Below are 15,312 nucleotides of genomic sequence, written 5' to 3'. Positions count from 1 at the left end.
CGTCTGTTTGGGCTTACTGGTCCGTATCCATCAAGATGAGTGCGTGCATGAAAATCCCGCTGAAAACCGCTTAGCCAAGGTGATGCGGCGTCAGCCCGTTCAGCAGCGCGGTGCCGCCACGGTGACCGCCATTGTCGATGCCTGCGCGACGCTGCTCAACGAGTACGACTACGACGACATCACCACCGCCCGGATCGTCGAGCTCGCAGGCGTGCCAATTGGATCGTTCTACCAATACTTCTCCGACAAGCGCTCTGTCGTGCACGCCTTGGCGCTGCGCGGCATGGAGGAGTACCTCGGTCGGGTGGAAACCCTGTTCACAGAGGACCGCCTCGCCGAGGACTGGCGGGAAGCCGTCCAGCAGGTGGTCGCGGTCTACCTGAAGATGCTGTCCGACCTGCCGGGTTTCGGCCGGGTGCGGTTCAGCGACCTGCTCGACGGGCACCGGCTCGACTCGTCCGTCGACCAGTACGAGCTGATGGCCGAACGGTTGCGCGACCTGTTCGTCCGCCGCTTCGAGGTGCGGGGTGGGGCTCCGGTCACCCTGACCTTCCGGATGGCCGCGCAGACGGCCGACGCGATGTTCAAGCTGGCCGAGAGGGTGGGCGAGGAGGAACGCCCGGTGGTGCTGCGCACCGCGGACGACGTGATCCTGGAGATGCTGTCGGGAGTGTTCGACCCCGCGTGACTTGCCGCATCGGTCCGGGTGGTGTGGGCTGGACCGGTGAGCGACGACTTCGACGTGATCGTGATCGGCGGCGGACCCGTGGGAGAGAACGCCGCCGCCCGGACCGCCGCGGGCGGTCTGCGGACCGCGTTGGTGGAGTTCGAGCGGGTCGGCGGCGAGTGCTCGTACTGGGCGTGCATGCCGAGCAAGGCCCTGCTGCGCCCGGGTCACGCGCTCGCCGCCGCTCGTCGCCTGCCGGGCGTGCCCGTCGGCGACCGCCTCGACGTCGCGGCGGTGCTGAAGCGGCGCAACGGTTTCACCTCCGACTGGGACGACTCCGGTCAGGTGGAGTGGGCCGAGGGCGCGGGCCTGACCGTGGTGCGCGGTCGTGGCCGGCTGGCGGGCGAGCGGCAGGTCGACGTGGACGGCCGGGTGCTCACCGCGTCGCGCGCCGTGGTCGTGTGCACCGGCAGCGTGCCCCGGATCCCGTCCCTGCCCGGCCTGTCCGACGTGCCGTACTGGACCTCCCGCGAGGCGACCTCGGCGCAGGAGGCGCCCGCCTCGCTGGTGGTGCTGGGCGGTGGCGTGGTCGGCGTCGAGATGGCGCAGGCGTGGGCGAGGCTGGGTTCGCGGGTCACGCTGGTCGTGTCCGGCGAGCGCCCGCTGCCCAAGGCCGAGGACTTCGCGGGCGACCTGGTGGCCGAGGGCCTGCGCGAGGACGGCGTCCGCCTCGTCACCGGCGTCAGGGCCACCGGTGCGTCCACAGCGGACGCCGGGATCTCGCTCGCGCTCTCGGACGGCTCGTCGGTGGAGGGTTCCCACCTGCTGGTGGCCACGGGTCGCCGACCGGCGACGGCCGACCTCGGCGTGGAGCGGTACGGCTTCGAGGCGGGCGCGCCGCTGCCGGTCGACGACACCGGCCGGGTGTCCGGAGTGGACTGGCTGTACGCGGCGGGCGACGTCACCGGGCGCGCGCTGCTCACGCACCAGGGCAAGTACCAGGCCCGCGCGGTCGGCACGGCCATCGTCACCGGTGCGGTGGACCCCGAGCCGTGGACGGCGCCGGTGTCCACGGCGGACCACACCGCCGTGCCGCAGGTCGTGTTCACCGACCCGGAGGTGGCGTCGGTCGGCCGCACCGCGGCGGAGGCCCGCGAGGCGGGGCTGGACGTCCGCGTGGTGGACCTGGACATCGCGGTCGCCGGTTCGTCCCTGCACGCCGACGGCTACCGCGGCAAGGCGCGCATGGTGGTCGACGAGCGCGCGCGCACCCTGGTCGGCGTCACGTTCGTCGGCCCCGACGTGGCCGAGCTGCTCCACGCGGCCACCATCGCGGTGGTCGGCGAGGTCACGGTGGACCGGCTGTGGCACGCGGTGCCCGCCTACCCGACGATCAGCGAGGTGTGGCTGAGGCTGCTGGAGGCGTACGGCCTCTGACGCACCGTGCGGCACCGGTCGGCGGACCGTGTCCGCCGTGGTCCGAGTGCCGTAGCGCCCTCACCCCATCGGTCGTCTGAACAGGTAAAACCACTCTGCGTCTCATTAGACTGCGGCCGTGAGCAGAGGGACCGTGTTCCTGACGACCGCCGCCGTGCTGTGGTGCGCGTTCGTCATCGCGACCACGTTCCTGCCCGACGGTCCCCGGTGGACGCCGCTCGCGGTGGACCTGCCGGGTTTCCTGGTGCTGCCGGTGTTCCTGCACACCCTGCTCCGCGCCCGGTCGGCGGCGCTGTTCTGCCTGGCCCACGTGCCGGTGCCGGTGCTGGTGCCGGGCGTCGTCGCGGCGCTGGGCGGGTGGCTGTTCGCGTGGGGACTGGTGGCGGGCCAACCGGGCACCGAATCGCTCAGCGCGATCGCGGGCCTGGTGATCGTGCTGCACGTGGCGTTCGGCCTGATCGCGGTCGGCATGGTGCGCACCGGCCGCTGACCGCCCGCCGCCCCGGCTACTGCTGCGCGGCGGGCAGCCGCAGCGCCTGCTCGGCGACCTGCCCCAGCGCGGGGTCGGCCGCGTCGGACTCGCCCTCCGCCCACACCGCCTGCGCGATGAGCACCTGCCCGCCCTTGGTCGTCGAGCGGATCGACGACCGGTCGAACGAGGCCGGTCCGCCCGGCCAGCTCCGGCCCTCCCGGACCAGCGGCACCACCCCGCCCGCGCCCGCCGTCGACGCCACCGCGTGCAGCTCGCCGGCGCGCTTGGCGTCGGGCAGGCTCAGCTCGGCGACCGCGACGCCCACCTTGCGGCCGTCCACGGCGGTCTCGTACTGGGCGCGCCGCAACTGCATGCACATGTGCTCCGACAGCCACCCCCGCACGTCGCCGAACGCGTGCGCGGCGCAGTCCTCGGTCCGGTCCGCGCCGCGCGGCGCGAAGGTGCGGCCGTCCACGACGACCGAGGCCGGCGGCGAGGTCGAGGTGGTCGCGGACGAGTCCTCCGACGAGCCGTCCGGGGTCAGCGCCACGATCAGCGCGACGACCAGTAGCACGCCCACCACCGCCGCGATCAGGTAGGGCAGGGTCCGGCGGCGCGTCGGCGCGGCGACCTTCGGCAGCAGCATCGTGCTGGCCGACGCCAGGTCGGCGGCGGCGTCGGAGAAGCCCTCGGCCAGCAGGTGCTGCCGGGGCGGCGGCGGGCCGGTCGGCGCGAGCACGGCGACGAGCTTGGCGGCGTGCTCGGCCGAGCAGGGCCGGTCGCTGGTGGCCAGCTCGCGCGCGGCGGCGAGCAGCGTGGTCGGCTTGGGGTGCAGCACGCGCACGCCCCGGTTGAGGTCGACGGTGGGCTGCACGACCTGGCCGACGTACGGGCCGACGGCCACCACCGTGGTCACCGGCAGCGGTTCGCCGCGCATGTCCTGGATGCGCCGGGCGACGGCGGTGCTCGCCTCCAGCGCCTCGGCGGCGGGGCTCGTCGCGCCGTCCGGGCGGGTCAGCGGCCAGCCGTCGATGCGCCACTGGCCGTTCAGCGGCGCCTCCAGCCGCATCGCCGGGTCGGGCAGGTCGACGCCGACCACGACGAGCACGCCGCGCGGCAGCACGACCACGGCGTCCAGGTCGCGCGGGCAGTCCGGCGGGCGCACGCCGAGCAGCGCGATGCCGCCCAGGACCGCGTCGCCGTTGCCCCACGTGCTCAGCGCGGCGCGCACGTCCGCGCCGACCTTGGAGGGTTCCGCCCCGAGCCGGATCAACCGCACGACATTCCACCGTTCCACACGGGCAGACACGGTAGCGCCGTCGGGTGCGGGGCGGCGTTCCCCAGGGGGAGTGTTGACGATGCGTGACTGGTATCACCTGATCGGACGTGGATCATTGCTCCGAACGCGCGCACCTCTTCCGGGTGGCCGCGCGGTCGCGCCCCACCGGCCGGGAACCGGCCGCCGAGTCGATCACGTGACCGTGTCCGGATGATCTCGGAAAGTGAGCCGGGGAACCCCCGGGTGTGACGGGGGCGTCGCGAATTCGGGTCGAAAGTCCTGTATCTGACCCGCCCGGGTGAGGAACGGGCTGGTTCTTCTGGCGGACCGGTGCCTGAGCGGGCAGAATGACCAAGTCGGGATTTCACAAGATCGCCGCGGGACTCGGCAGGTCGTAGGGGAAGACGTCCCTCGTCGAGTAGCGGAGGTCAGCTGTGAGCACCCGTGGCAGGACCAGTGGCGTGGTCTACGTCCACTCGTCGCCGTCTGCGGTCTGTCCGCACGTCGAGTGGGCGATCTCGGGCACCCTCGGTGAGCGAGCGGACCTCAAGTGGGCGGCGCAGCCCGCTGCGCCAGGGCAGTTGCGCGCCGAGTGCAACTGGACCGGTGAGGCCGGTACCGGGGCCCGACTCGCGTCCGCCCTCAGGGCGTGGCCGATGCTCAGGTTCGAGGTGACGGAGGAGCCGAGTCCGGGCGTGGACGGCGTGCGGTACTGCTTCGCGCCCGTGCTCGGCCTGTGGCACGCGCGCACCAGCGCCAACGGCGACATCGTGGTGTCCGAGGACCAGCTCCGGGCCTTGGCGGCGCGCAGCCGCGGCGGGGAGTCGTTCGCGCACGGCGTGGACGAGATCCTGGGCGCGGCGTGGGACGACGCGCTGGAGCCGTTCCGGCGCGCCGGGGACGGCGCTCCCGTCACCTGGCTGCACCGCGTGGGCTGACCGGCCGCCGGCCGTCCTCAGTGGACGGTCGGCGCCGGTTGCCAGGCGGCCATCAGGTCCCGGTAGGCCGCGGAGGCCGCCATCAGCTCGTCGTGGCGGCCCAGCAGCGGCGGGCCGCCGTCCATCACCAGCACCAGGTCCGCGCGCAGCGCCGAGGACAGCCGGTGCGCGATCACCACCAGCGTGCCGCCGCGCGCCGCGAACGCCTGCTCCACCACGGCCTCCGCCGCCGGGTCCAGCGACGACGTGGCCTCGTCCAGGATCACCACGTCCGCGTCGCAGGCGTGCACCCGCGCCGCGGCCAGCAACTGCGCCTCGCCCGCCGACAGCCCGCCGCCCGCGTGCCCGATCGCGCCGGCCAGGCCGCCCAGCCGAGCCAGCACGCCCGACGCGCCCACCGCCGCCGCGGACGCCAGCAGCCGGGCGTCCGACGCGTCGGGCGCCAGCAGCGCCAGGTTCTCCCGCACGGTGCCGGTGAACAGGTAGGTCTCCTGCGGCACCAGCGCGATCCTCCGGTGCCGCAGCGCCGGCGCCACCGACCGCACCGGCGCGCCGCCGAGCAGCACCTCGCCCTCCTGCGGCGCCACCAGCCCGGTGACCAGCCCGGCCAGCGTCGACTTGCCGATGCCGCTCGGCCCGACCACGGCCAGGTGCGCGCCCTCGGGCAGCACCAGGTCCAGCGACCGCACCACCGGCTCGGCGCCCGCGCCCCACCCGAAGGTCACCCCGCGCAGCTCCACCGCGTGCCCGGCGGGCACCGCGTCGCCGGTGGGCTCGTCGACCGGCGGCGCGGCCTCCGCCAACCGGCGCAGCGCCACCACCAGCCGCAGCACCACCGTGCTCGCCGTGTCGGCCAACCGGCGCAGCGCGGGCTGCACGCTCGTGCTCAGGTACACCACCGCGCCCAGCACCTCGCCCGCGCTCAGCTCGCCGGACCGCACCATCGCGGGCGCCGCCACCAGCAGCAGGGCCAGCGGCGCGAACCCGCCCAGCGCGATCACCACCCCGCGCAGCGAGGTCGCCCACGCCATCCGCACGGTCGCCGACGCCTGCCGGTCGACCTGCGCCGACACGTCGTCCAGCGCGTGCCCGGCCCCGCCGACGGCCACCACGTCCCGCACGCCGAGGAACACCGTCCCGGCCACGGCCGCGGCGTCCTCGTCGGCCAGCACCAGCCGCCGCTGCCCGCGCGCCAGCGACGGCAGCAGCAGCCCGAACAGCACCAGCGCCGCCAGCACCGGCAGCACCACCAGCCAGGCCAGCGACGACACCGTCGCGGCCAGCCCCACCAGCGCGGCGGTCGTGGTCACCAGCAGCGCCCGCGCCTGCACCAGCACGCCGGCGGTCGCATCGCGCACCACCTCGACGTGCCGGGTGATCCGGGCGACCGCGCTCGCGTCGGGCTGCCGGGTGTGCGAGCCGCCGCGCAGCACGCCGCGCACGACCTCGCGCACCAGCGCGTCCCGCAGCGGTTCGACCACCGCGCCCAGTCGCGCGAACACCTGCCGCAGCCCGAACCCGCCGAGCACCGCGACGAGCGCGAACGCCAGCAGCCAGCCCACCCCGACCCACGGCCGGCCGGCCGCGAAGCCCCGGTCCACGGCCAGGGCGACCAGCCGCCCGGACAGCAGCGCGGGCACGCCCTCCAGCACCGACCAGCCGAGCAGCACCGCGACGCCGCGCCGCTGTTCCCGCAACGCCCGCAGGTAGGCCATCAGCCGAACACCGCCCGGTACTCCTCGTCGTCCCACAGCTCGCGGTGCGGCGCGACCGCGCGCACCCGGCCGCCGTCCAGCCACACCACCGCGTCCGCCCGCCGCGCGGTCGCCGCCCGGTGCGTCACCACCACCCGCGTCCGCCCCGGCAGCGCCGACTCCACCGCGCGCTCCACAGTGGACTCGGTCACCATGTCCAGGCTCGCGGTCGCGTCGTCGAGCACCAGCACGTCCGGGTCGCGCACGAACGCCCGCGCCAAGCCGAGCCGCTGCGCCTCGCCGCCGGACAGGGGCGCCGCCGACATCGGCGTGTCGTACCCGCGCGGCAGCCGCACCACCACGTCGTGCACCTGCGCGGCCAGGCAGGCCGCCCGCACCTCGTCGTCACCGGACGGCGTGCCGTACCGGACCGCGTCCCGGACCGTGGCGCCCACCAGGGCGGGCCGCTCGAACGCGTACCCGACGGACCCGCCGCGCCGCACCTGCCCCGACGTCGGCCTGGTCAGCCCGCCGATCACCGCGGCCAGCGCGGACTTGCCCGCGCCGGACCGGCCCACCACGGCCACGAACGCGCCCGCGGGCACGGTCAGGTCCACGTCGTGGAGCGCGTCCGGCACGCACACGCCGCTCAGCCGCACCTCGCCGGTGGCGGCCGACCCGGGCGACGGGGCCTCGGGCACGGGCGCGTCGAAGACCTCCTGGAGGCGCGCCGCGGAAGCGCGGGCGCGTTGCAGGCTCGTCAGCACGGTGGCCTGGCCGACCACCGCCATGCCCAGCGCCGCGTACCCCAGCGCCGCCAGCACGTCGCCGACGCTCAGCCGGCCCGCGACCACGCCGAACCCGGCGGCGGTCAGCACGGCCAGCTCCACCGCGGGCAGCAGCAGGCCCGCGCGCCAGATCATCCGGGCCTGGGTGCGCCACATGCCCGCGCCGGCGGTCGCCAGCCGGGGCAGCGGCCGCAGCACCCGCTCGGCCTCCTGGTCGGCGCGACCGGAGGCGGCGATCGTGCGCAGGCCGCCGACGGCGTCCACCAGCCGCGCGGACAGCTCGCCGGACACCTCCTGGTAGGTCGCCACGTCGGAGGCGGTGAGCCGCAGGTGGGAGCGCACCAGCAGGGTCGCCAGCGGCACGCTGAGCAGGAACACCGCCGCGAGCCGCCAGTCCATCAGCGCCAGCGCCACCACCGCGCCCGCCGCGGTCAGCACCGACACGCCCACGTTCACCGCGGGCACCGCGATCCCGCCCGCCAAGGCGCTGTCGCCGGTCAGCCTGCTCACCGCGTCACCGGCCTCGAACCGCGCCGGGTGGCCCAGCGCCAGCAGGTGCGCGGTCAGCCGACGCCGCAGCCACGCCGCGCCGCGCGCGGTGATCGAGGCGGCCAGCACGACGCCGACCGCGTCGCCGACCAGCTCCACCACGGCCAGCCCGACCAGCCACAGCACGGCGGCGCCCGCCGGCCGACCGGCCAGCGCCGCGTCCACGGCCGCGGCCAGCGCGGACGGCAGCAGCAGCCCCGCGGTGGTCGCGAGCAGCGCGTTGACCGCCAGCAGCAGCCAGCGCGGGTCGCGGCGCACGACCGGGGGAAGCGTCATCTCGGCTCCTCGGCGCATCATGTGTGCGGGGGCCCGACGGCATGCCGTCGAGCCCCCGCGGTGACCGGGTGAGCGGCGCACTTCGCCTGCGCCGCTCACCCGCGTGCGGCATCGCCGCAGAACTGGTTCAGCAGGCCAGCAGGCTCAGGGTGGAGTGGCTGCAGACGCCCAGCACGGAGAGGTTGGAGGCCGTGGTGCTGCCGCCGCCACCGCCGCCGCTGCCGCCCGACGCCATCGCGTGCGACTGGGCCTCGGGGGTCTCCAGGTCCTGCAGGTCGAGGATGAAGTCCATGATGACTCCTCTTTCGGGGGATTTCGGAAAGGGTTACTGCTACCGACCCGGGAGGGTCGGGGCTGTGAGGAACGGCAGCACGGGGGTGCCGTTCGCGACGGTGGCCAGCGCCAGCAGCACGCCCGCGCCGCCGGTGCTCAGGTCCATCGACAACCGCCGGAGCTGGATGCCGGGGAAGGCCAGTCCGTCCTGGTAGGGGATGGCGTGCCAGGCCAGCGACGCCACGTGCCGGTCGATGGCGCGCCGCGGCCCGTCCGCGTGGGCGAGGGTGGCGAGCAGGCCCGACCGGCCCAGCATCAGGCCGGGCTGGACGACGAACTCGCCGGTGGCGCTCCCGACCAGCTCCGGCAGCTTCGCCACGACCGGCAGGTCCGGCGCGACGAGGCGGAACTCGTTGAGCACCAGGGCGATGCCCGCGCTGCCGATGCCGACGTAGGGCAGGGAGCGGAAGTTGCCGTCCCGGACCTGCGTCGAGCCGTCCAGCGCGATCATCGTCTCGGCCAGGTCCCGCTCCAGCGCCGTGACGCCGGTGTCCAGCCAGCGCCGGTCGCCGGTGTGCTCGAACAGGCGCAGGAACAGCAGCGCGGGGCCGGACCAGCCGTGCTCCAGGCCCGCGCGGGCCTTGTCACCGGGCGGTTCGACGGTCGCCAGCGCGGCGGCCAGGCGTTCGCCCAGCTCCACCGCCTGCGCGGCGTACCCCTCGTCGCCGCGGGTCTTGGCGAAGTGGAGCAGGTTGAGGCCGATGCCGGACAGGCCGGAGCTGTAGCCGTGGTCCTCGGTGTCGGGGACCATCGGCGCGTAGCTCCGCACGACCTCCTCGGCCAGGTCGTGGTGGCCGAAGTTCTCCAGCACGTGCGCGACGCCGTGCGCGCCGGTGACGAAACCGGGCTCCTTGGGCGGCTCGCGGCGCACCGCGTCCAGCAGCCACCGCTCGTGGTCGGGGAACCGGCCCTGGCCGGCGGTGTCCAGCGCGTGCAGCACGCCGGCCGCGCCGTAGCCGAAGGTCGTGCCGCCGGTCTCGAACTGCTCCACGTCGCCGGGGAACAGGCGGTCGGCGCGGTGCGGGGTGGCGCTGGCCAGGACGGCCGTGGCGACCATCTTGAGCAGCACCGGCAGGTCGGGCCACGCCACGTCCGCCGTCATCGACGCCATCGCCCTGGCCGTCGCGGTCGACATGCGGTCGGTCGGCTCCGCGGTGCGGCGGGTCAGGCCGGCGAGGATGCGGTCGCAGTACTCGTCGGACAGGCCGAACCGGTCCCGGATGAAGTCCACGTGCGCCCGCAGCTTCACCGGCGCCAGCTCGACCACCGCGTTGAGCGGCAGGAACAGGTAGAGGCGCAGCGCGGCCAGGGCGTGCTCGTCGATCTCGAAGCCGCTGCGGTCCGGCGGCGCCTGGAAGCCCGGCGAGCCGAGCGTGGGCTTGCGGTCCTCCTCGACGCCGAACGCCAGCTCGAAGTCGATCAGCGAGACGGAGTCGTCGTCGTCCACCAGGACGTTGAGCGGGTGCAGGTCGCAGAACACCACGCCGCGCTCGTGCACCTGGTCGAGGATCCGCTCGACCTCGGCGACCAGCTCGAGCGCGCGCTCGGTGTAGGCGGTGACCGCCTCGTCCGAGACCTCGTGGTGGGTGAGCGGGTAGTTGTGGCCGAGCCACTGGCCCAGCGGGCGGCCGGGCACCTCGGACATGGCCACGAACTCGTGCTCCCACGCGGTGAAGCGCTCGAACACCTGCGGCACGCCGGGGACGCCTGCGAGCCTGGTCAGGACGTCGTGCTCGCGGCGGAGCCGGGCGACCGCGTCGGTGTTCTCCCGGTCCAGGCCGGCGTGCGGCCGGGCCTCCTTGAGCACCACTTTCAGGTCGTCGGACTTGCGCACCGCCTCGTACACGCCGCCGCCGTTGGAGAAGTGCAGCGAGCGGAGCACCCGGTAGGGGAACTCCTCGGCGCCGCCCGCGCGGCGGGCGGCCAGGTGCTCCTCCAGGAAAGCGGGCACCTTCACCCAGTCGGGCACCCAGAACACGGGCTTGCGCTGGTCGGGCACGAGCGCGCCGTCCGGGCCCTCGATGGCCAGCACGCGCTTGCCGTCCTTTTCCAACCACTGCTCGACGAACCCGCCGTAGCGGACGAACAGCGGGCCGGCGCCGTAGCGGAGATCGCTGAGGATGTAGGCGCCCGCTTGGCCCTTGAGGATTTCCGACAGCTCGGTGAGGACGCGCTCCAGCTCGCTTTCGTCGGCCGGGTAGATCGTGATGAGCTTGCCGCTGGCCTCGCGCGGGGCGTACTTGGAGTTGCGGGCCAGGACGATCGACCGCGTGCGCAGGTACTTGAACGGGATCCGGCGCTCGACCAGGTACGCGAAGGAGGCGAGCAGCACCTCGCCCGCGTTCACGACGGTCGCCGAAACGTGGATCTTCCAACCCTGTTTCGGCAGCACCACGCCGTTGGGGTGGACGTGGCGCCAGATGTTCCGGTCGGCCTGCGTCCAGCCCTCGGGCACCGGCGGCAGCACCTGGGAGAAATCGTCCGGGACGGTTTCGTCCTGGCTTTGCACGTCGTAGAAGAGGCGGTCCGCGAAGCAGTAAGCCTCATAGCGGAGATCCACGGGAATTCGCCTCCCTGCGATTTTTTGCGACCGGCATATTCCCGCATGTCGGCTGGCGGCCAACAATCCACCAGATCGGGGAGTTGGCGCGTCCATCCGTGCGACACCATCCTGCGTAGTTAGGCACGACAGGTGGTCATTGGCCCATGCGGTTCACCCGGATGCCAGGTTTCATCTCACCTGAAAGCGGAGAAGGTCACCCGGTTGCCGCTAAACGGAACCGTGAGGTTCTGTTCGGCCGGCTGGTTAACCAGGGGTTTCGCTGCCGTCTCCGCTATATTGCGGTTTGGTGTACGGACGGTGTCCGGTTGCTCCCATCGGGGGACGGCGGGCGCAATAACTACGGTAATGCCCCGATGGGGTGTGAATGGGTTGAAAATTTGCGCATCCGGGGCATTCGGCGTGTCCGCCGCGCGCCTTCAAACCGCAAAGTTCGGGGAAGGTGCTGCGACTTCCGGGTGATTGTGGGTCGCGGCGGGGCCTGTGGCACGCTCGGGACGTGCAACCGCGCCTGCTGCTGCCCCTCGTGCTGGTGGTCGTCGCCGCCACCGCCGGCGCCGGCGTGCTCGCCCGCGACGTGTACCGGCGGCCCGCGCCGGCGCAGGGCGACCAGATCGCCGTGCCGAGCACCGGGTCGTCCGCCTCCGTGCCGCGCGACGAGCAGCCGGGCGGCGGGGTCGTGCAGCTGAGCATCGACGCCTCGATGCACCCGGACGGCCCGCGCGTGCGCGAGGTGCTCCAGCAGTTCTTCGACGCGATCAACAGCCTCGACTACGACCTGTGGACCACGACCGTCACCGCGCGCCGCGTGAACGAGACCCCCAGGTCCCGCTGGCTGTCCGACTACGAGAGCTCGCGCGACGGCACGATCCTCGTCCACCGAGTCGAGTCGGTGGACCCCGACCGCCTGCGGGTCCTCATGACCTTCACCAGCACCCAGGACGTGGCCAAGGCCCCGGCCGAGCTCCAGGCCGACTGCATCCACTGGCGGGTCGTCTACCCGCTCCAAGCCGAGGACGGCGCCCTCCGCGTGGACCTGGGCACCGAGGGCTCAACCTCCCAGTTCACCGCCTGCTGACCCCCACCGCGCACCTCACCGTGCCGGACCGGAGGACACGCGACACCGGACCGGAGGACACGCGCAACCCCCGGCGTGTCCTCCACTCCGACACCGCGTGTCCTCCACTCAGGCATCGCGAGTCGTACGTCCAGGACCGGTGAGTCGTACGTTCGGAGCGCGCGAGTTGCGTGTTCAGGACGCCTGGAGGCGCGGGGAGACGTCGCGATGGGGCCGCCCCCCGACATGAGCGACCCCATCGCGAAGCGGTGTTGCGCCACTGCGCCACCGGGTGGCGCGCAGGGCGGTGCTGCCGGCGGTGTTACAGGGGGATGTTGTTGTGGGCGCCCCGGCCGGCGGGGGCCGCGGCCAGGGCCTCGGCCAGCTTGCGGCGGGTTCGGGTGGGCTCCACGACCTCGTCCACCACGCCGATGGCCAGCGCCCGGTCCACGCCGCCCGCGATGCGCTCGTGCTCCTCGACGAGATCGGCGTGCAGGGCCTCGCGCTCGGTCGGGTCCTCCACCGCGGCCAGCTTCTTGCGGTGCAGGATGCCGACCGCCGCCTTCGCCCCCATGACCGCGACCTCGGCCGTGGGCCAGGCGAACACCGCCGTGGCGCCGAGGGAACGGGAGTTCATGGCGATGTAGGCGCCGCCGTAGGACTTCCGGGTGACCAGGGTGACCCGCGGCACGACCGCCTCGCCGAACGCGTGCAGCAGCTTCGCGCCCCGCCGCACCACGCCGTCCCACTCCTGGCCCACGCCCGGCAGGTACCCCGGCACGTCCACCAGCACCAGCAGCGGCACGCCGAACGCGTCGCACATCCGCACGAACCGCGCCGCCTTCTCCGCCGACAGCGAGTCCAGGCAGCCGCCCTTGCGGATCGGGTTGTTCGCGATCACGCCGATCGCGCGCCCGCCGAGCCGGCCCAGGCCGACCACGACGTTCGGCGCCCACTTCGCCTGCAGCTCCTCGAACGACCCGGTGTCCAGGATCGCCCGCACCAGCGGCTTCACGTCGTACGCCCGCTGCGGCCGGTCCGGCAGCAACGCCCGCAGGTCGTCACCGTCCGGCACGGAGCGCAGGTCGAACACGCCGGGCTGGGCGAACAGGCCGGTGATCCGCCGGGCCCGCAGGTACGCGTCGGGCTCGTCGTCCGCCACCACGTGCACCACGCCGGACTTGCGCCCGTGCGCCTCCACGCCGCCCAGCCCGTCCATGTCGATCCGCTCGCCGGTCACCGAGCGCACCACGTCCGGCCCGGTCACGAAGACCTTGCCGGCCGGCGCCATGATCACCACGTCGGTCAGCGCGGGCCCGTAGGCGCCGCCGCCGGCCGCCGGGCCGACCACCACGGAGACCTGCGGCACGCGCCCGGACGCCCGGATCATCGCCGCGAACATCTGGCCCATGCCGTCCAGCGACTCCACGCCCTCCGGCAGCCGCGCGCCGCCGGAGTGCCAGATCCCGATCACCGGGGTGCGCTCGCGCACCGCGGTGTCGATCGCCTCCACGATGTGCCGGCAGCCCTCGGACCCGAGCGCGCCGCCCATGCGGGTGGCGTCGCTGCAGTAGGCCACCACCCGGGTGCCGTTGATCCGCCCGCGCACGGCGTGCACGCCGCTGCCGTCGCGGGGGCGCAGCGGCGCGACCGAACCGGGGTCCAGCAACAGGGCGAGCCGGACCTCGGGGTCGCGCGGGTCGGTTTCCCCGACCGCCCCCGGGATCGCCGGTGGGGACGCGAGGGCAGTCATCGTGGAACTCCTCGAACGGGCTGGTCAGACCTGGGTGAAGACGAGCGAGACGTTGTGGCCGCCGAAACCGAAGGAGTTGTTCACCGCCGCGACCAGGTCGATCTTGCGCGGCTCCCCGGTGACGACCTCCAGCTCCACCCTCGGGTCCTGGTTCTTCAGGTTGAGCGTCGGCGGCACGACCCCGTCGCGGACCGACAGGAGCGTGGTGATGGCCTCCACCGCGCCCGAGGCGCCCAGCAGGTGACCGTGGTTGCCCTTCGGCGCGGTCAGCACCGGGTGGTCGCCGATCGCCCGGCGCACGGCCTGCGGCTCGATCACGTCGCCCACCGGGGTGGACGTCGCGTGGCAGTTCACGTGGCCCACGTCCGCCTTGTCGACGCCCGCGGTGCGCAGCGCCGCCGCGATGGCCCGCGACTGGCCGATGCCCTCGGGGTCGGCCGCGGTGATGTGGTGGCCGTCGGAGCTGGTGCCGATGCCCGCGAGCCTGCCGTAGATCCGCGCGCCGCGGGCCCTGGCGAACTCCTCGCGCTCCAGCACCAGGATCCCGGCGCCCTCGCCGAGCACGAAGCCGTCCCGGTCCACGTCGAACGGGCGCGACGCGGCCTCGGGGTCGTCGTTGCGGGTGCTCATGGTGCGGGCCTGGATGAAGCCCGCCATGGTGATCGTGGTGATGCACGCCTCCGCGCCACCGGCCACGACCACGTCCGCCTCGCCAGCCTTCAGCATCCGCCACGCCCAGGCCAGCGCCTCGGCGCCCGACGCGCACGCCGACACCGGCGCGTGCACGCCCGCCCGCGCCTTCAGGTCCAGGCCGACGTGCGCGGCCGGGCCGTTGGGCATGAGCATGGGCACGGTCAGCGGCGAGACCTTGCGCAGGCCGCCGTTCTCGATCAGGTCGTCCTGGTCGAGCAGCGTCATCGCGCCGCCGATGCCGGTGCCGACCACGACGCCGAGCCGCTCGGGGTCGACGTCGTCCTCGCCGAACCCGGCGTCGGCCCACGCCTGGCGGGCGGCGACCACGGCGACCTGCTCGCAGCGGTCCAGCCGGCGCGCCTCGACGCGCGGCAGCACCTCGGTCGGGTCGACCACGAGCGGCGCGCCGATCTTCACCGGCAGGTCGTACTTCTCGACGAAGTCGGCCGTGAGCGTGCGCACGCCGCTGCGGCCGGACAGGAGGGCGTCCCAGGTGGTGGCGACGTCGCCACCGAGCGGGGTGGTGGCACCCAGCCCGGTGACGACGACGTCGTTGCTATTCGTCATGCGTTGGTGGCGATGTAGTTGACCGCATCGCCCACGGTCTTGAGGTTGGCCAGCTCGTCGTCCGGGATCTTCACGCCGAACTTGTCCTCGGCCTGCACGGCGATCTCCACCATGGACAGCGAGTCGATGTCCAGGTCGTCCACAAAGGACTTGTCGGCCGTCACGTCGGCCGCCTCGACGCCGGCGACCTCCTCGACGATCTCGGCGAGCCCCTTCTGGATGTCCTCGTTGCTCACTGAAAATCCCTTC

General features: G+C 73.8%; 13 protein-coding genes. 5 read left to right on the top strand and 8 right to left on the bottom strand.

The annotated features are described in order from the left end of the window. The first annotated feature begins 7 nt into the window (after positions 1-7). The 3 genes from ACFV4N_RS05130 to ACFV4N_RS05120 all read left to right on the top strand — a co-directional run bounded on the left by ACFV4N_RS05130 (position 8) and on the right by ACFV4N_RS05120 (position 2,594). Positions 8-688: a TetR/AcrR family transcriptional regulator gene (locus ACFV4N_RS05130; protein WP_499671210.1), complete on the top strand. Its 681-nt coding sequence runs from the start codon at positions 8-10 to the stop codon at positions 686-688. A gap of 54 nt (positions 689-742) precedes the next feature. Continuing rightward, entirely contained in the window at positions 743-2,104 is a 1,362-nt protein-coding gene (locus ACFV4N_RS05125; protein WP_499671265.1) for a dihydrolipoyl dehydrogenase family protein, read from the top strand. 118 nt (positions 2,105-2,222) lie between these two features. Continuing rightward, complete coding sequence (locus ACFV4N_RS05120) at positions 2,223-2,594, top strand: hypothetical protein (protein ID WP_499671209.1); 372 nt, start codon at positions 2,223-2,225, stop codon at positions 2,592-2,594. 16 nt (positions 2,595-2,610) lie between these two features. Here ACFV4N_RS05120 and ACFV4N_RS05115 read toward each other — a convergent pair whose 3' ends face one another. Continuing rightward, a complete protein-coding gene (locus tag ACFV4N_RS05115; protein ID WP_499671208.1) occupies positions 2,611-3,855 on the bottom strand; it encodes a hypothetical protein in 1,245 nt (414 codons plus the stop codon). Between the two features lie 434 nt (positions 3,856-4,289). Here ACFV4N_RS05115 and ACFV4N_RS05110 point away from each other — a divergent pair, with 434 nt between their 5' ends. Beyond that, complete coding sequence (locus ACFV4N_RS05110; protein WP_499671207.1) at positions 4,290-4,793, top strand: DUF3145 domain-containing protein; 504 nt, start codon at positions 4,290-4,292, stop codon at positions 4,791-4,793. Positions 4,794-4,810: 17 nt separating this feature from the next. On the opposite strand, the gene ACFV4N_RS05105 is transcribed toward ACFV4N_RS05110, so the two are convergent. The 4 genes from ACFV4N_RS05105 to lanKC form a co-directional block, all read right to left on the bottom strand. After that, on the bottom strand, positions 4,811-6,508 hold the full coding sequence (locus ACFV4N_RS05105; protein WP_499671206.1) for an ABC transporter ATP-binding protein: 1,698 nt from the start codon (positions 6,506-6,508) through the stop codon (positions 4,811-4,813). Continuing rightward, the gene (locus ACFV4N_RS05100; protein WP_499671205.1) at positions 6,508-8,100 is read right to left on the bottom strand and encodes an ABC transporter ATP-binding protein; all 1,593 of its coding nucleotides are present in this window, start codon (positions 8,098-8,100) and stop codon (positions 6,508-6,510) included. The genes ACFV4N_RS05105 and ACFV4N_RS05100 overlap by 1 nt, the downstream gene beginning before the upstream one ends. 127 nt (positions 8,101-8,227) lie before the next feature. Continuing rightward, positions 8,228-8,392, bottom strand: coding sequence for a SapB/AmfS family lanthipeptide (locus ACFV4N_RS05095; protein ID WP_499671204.1), 165 nt, complete (start codon positions 8,390-8,392; stop codon positions 8,228-8,230). Between the two features lie 39 nt (positions 8,393-8,431). Next, complete coding sequence (lanKC, locus tag ACFV4N_RS05090) at positions 8,432-10,993, bottom strand: class III lanthionine synthetase LanKC (RefSeq protein ID WP_499671203.1); 2,562 nt, start codon at positions 10,991-10,993, stop codon at positions 8,432-8,434. Between the two features lie 499 nt (positions 10,994-11,492). On the opposite strand from lanKC, the gene ACFV4N_RS05085 reads away from it, so the two are divergent. Then, entirely contained in the window at positions 11,493-12,071 is a 579-nt protein-coding gene (locus ACFV4N_RS05085; RefSeq protein ID WP_499671202.1) for a hypothetical protein, read from the top strand. A gap of 301 nt (positions 12,072-12,372) precedes the next feature. On the opposite strand, the gene ACFV4N_RS05080 is transcribed toward ACFV4N_RS05085, so the two are convergent. The 3 genes from ACFV4N_RS05080 to ACFV4N_RS05070 are packed head-to-tail and all read right to left on the bottom strand — an operon-like array spanning position 12,373 to position 15,299. Further along, on the bottom strand, positions 12,373-13,803 hold the full coding sequence (locus tag ACFV4N_RS05080; RefSeq protein ID WP_499671201.1) for an acyl-CoA carboxylase subunit beta: 1,431 nt from the start codon (positions 13,801-13,803) through the stop codon (positions 12,373-12,375). Positions 13,804-13,827: 24 nt separating this feature from the next. Beyond that, positions 13,828-15,063: a beta-ketoacyl-[acyl-carrier-protein] synthase family protein gene (locus ACFV4N_RS05075; protein ID WP_499671200.1), complete on the bottom strand. Its 1,236-nt coding sequence runs from the start codon at positions 15,061-15,063 to the stop codon at positions 13,828-13,830. Then, a complete protein-coding gene (locus ACFV4N_RS05070) occupies positions 15,060-15,299 on the bottom strand; it encodes an acyl carrier protein (protein WP_499671199.1) in 240 nt (79 codons plus the stop codon). Before ACFV4N_RS05070 ends, ACFV4N_RS05075 begins: the two co-directional genes overlap by 4 nt. Positions 15,300-15,312 lie beyond the last annotated feature (13 nt).

Source organism: Actinosynnema sp. NPDC059797, from assembly GCF_042732085.1.
In the GTDB taxonomy this organism is placed as follows: domain Bacteria; phylum Actinomycetota; class Actinomycetes; order Mycobacteriales; family Pseudonocardiaceae; genus Actinosynnema.
Note: the sequence above shows the minus strand (reverse complement) of the source record. Positions and strands in the feature narration are given on the sequence as shown.

What these genes read in the sequence shown, in the direction of transcription:
- ACFV4N_RS05100 (WP_499671205.1), bottom strand. Translation starts at nt 8,100, where the DNA reads ATGACGCTTCCCCCGGTCGTGCGCCGCGACCCGCGCTGGCTGCTGCTG.
- ACFV4N_RS05095 (WP_499671204.1), bottom strand. Translation starts at nt 8,392, where the DNA reads ATGGACTTCATCCTCGACCTGCAGGACCTGGAGACCCCCGAGGCCCAG.
- ACFV4N_RS05075 (WP_499671200.1), bottom strand. Translation starts at nt 15,063, where the DNA reads ATGACGAATAGCAACGACGTCGTCGTCACCGGGCTGGGTGCCACCACC.
- ACFV4N_RS05105 (WP_499671206.1), bottom strand. Translation starts at nt 6,508, where the DNA reads ATGGCCTACCTGCGGGCGTTGCGGGAACAGCGGCGCGGCGTCGCGGTG.
- ACFV4N_RS05080 (WP_499671201.1), bottom strand. Translation starts at nt 13,803, where the DNA reads ATGACTGCCCTCGCGTCCCCACCGGCGATCCCGGGGGCGGTCGGGGAA.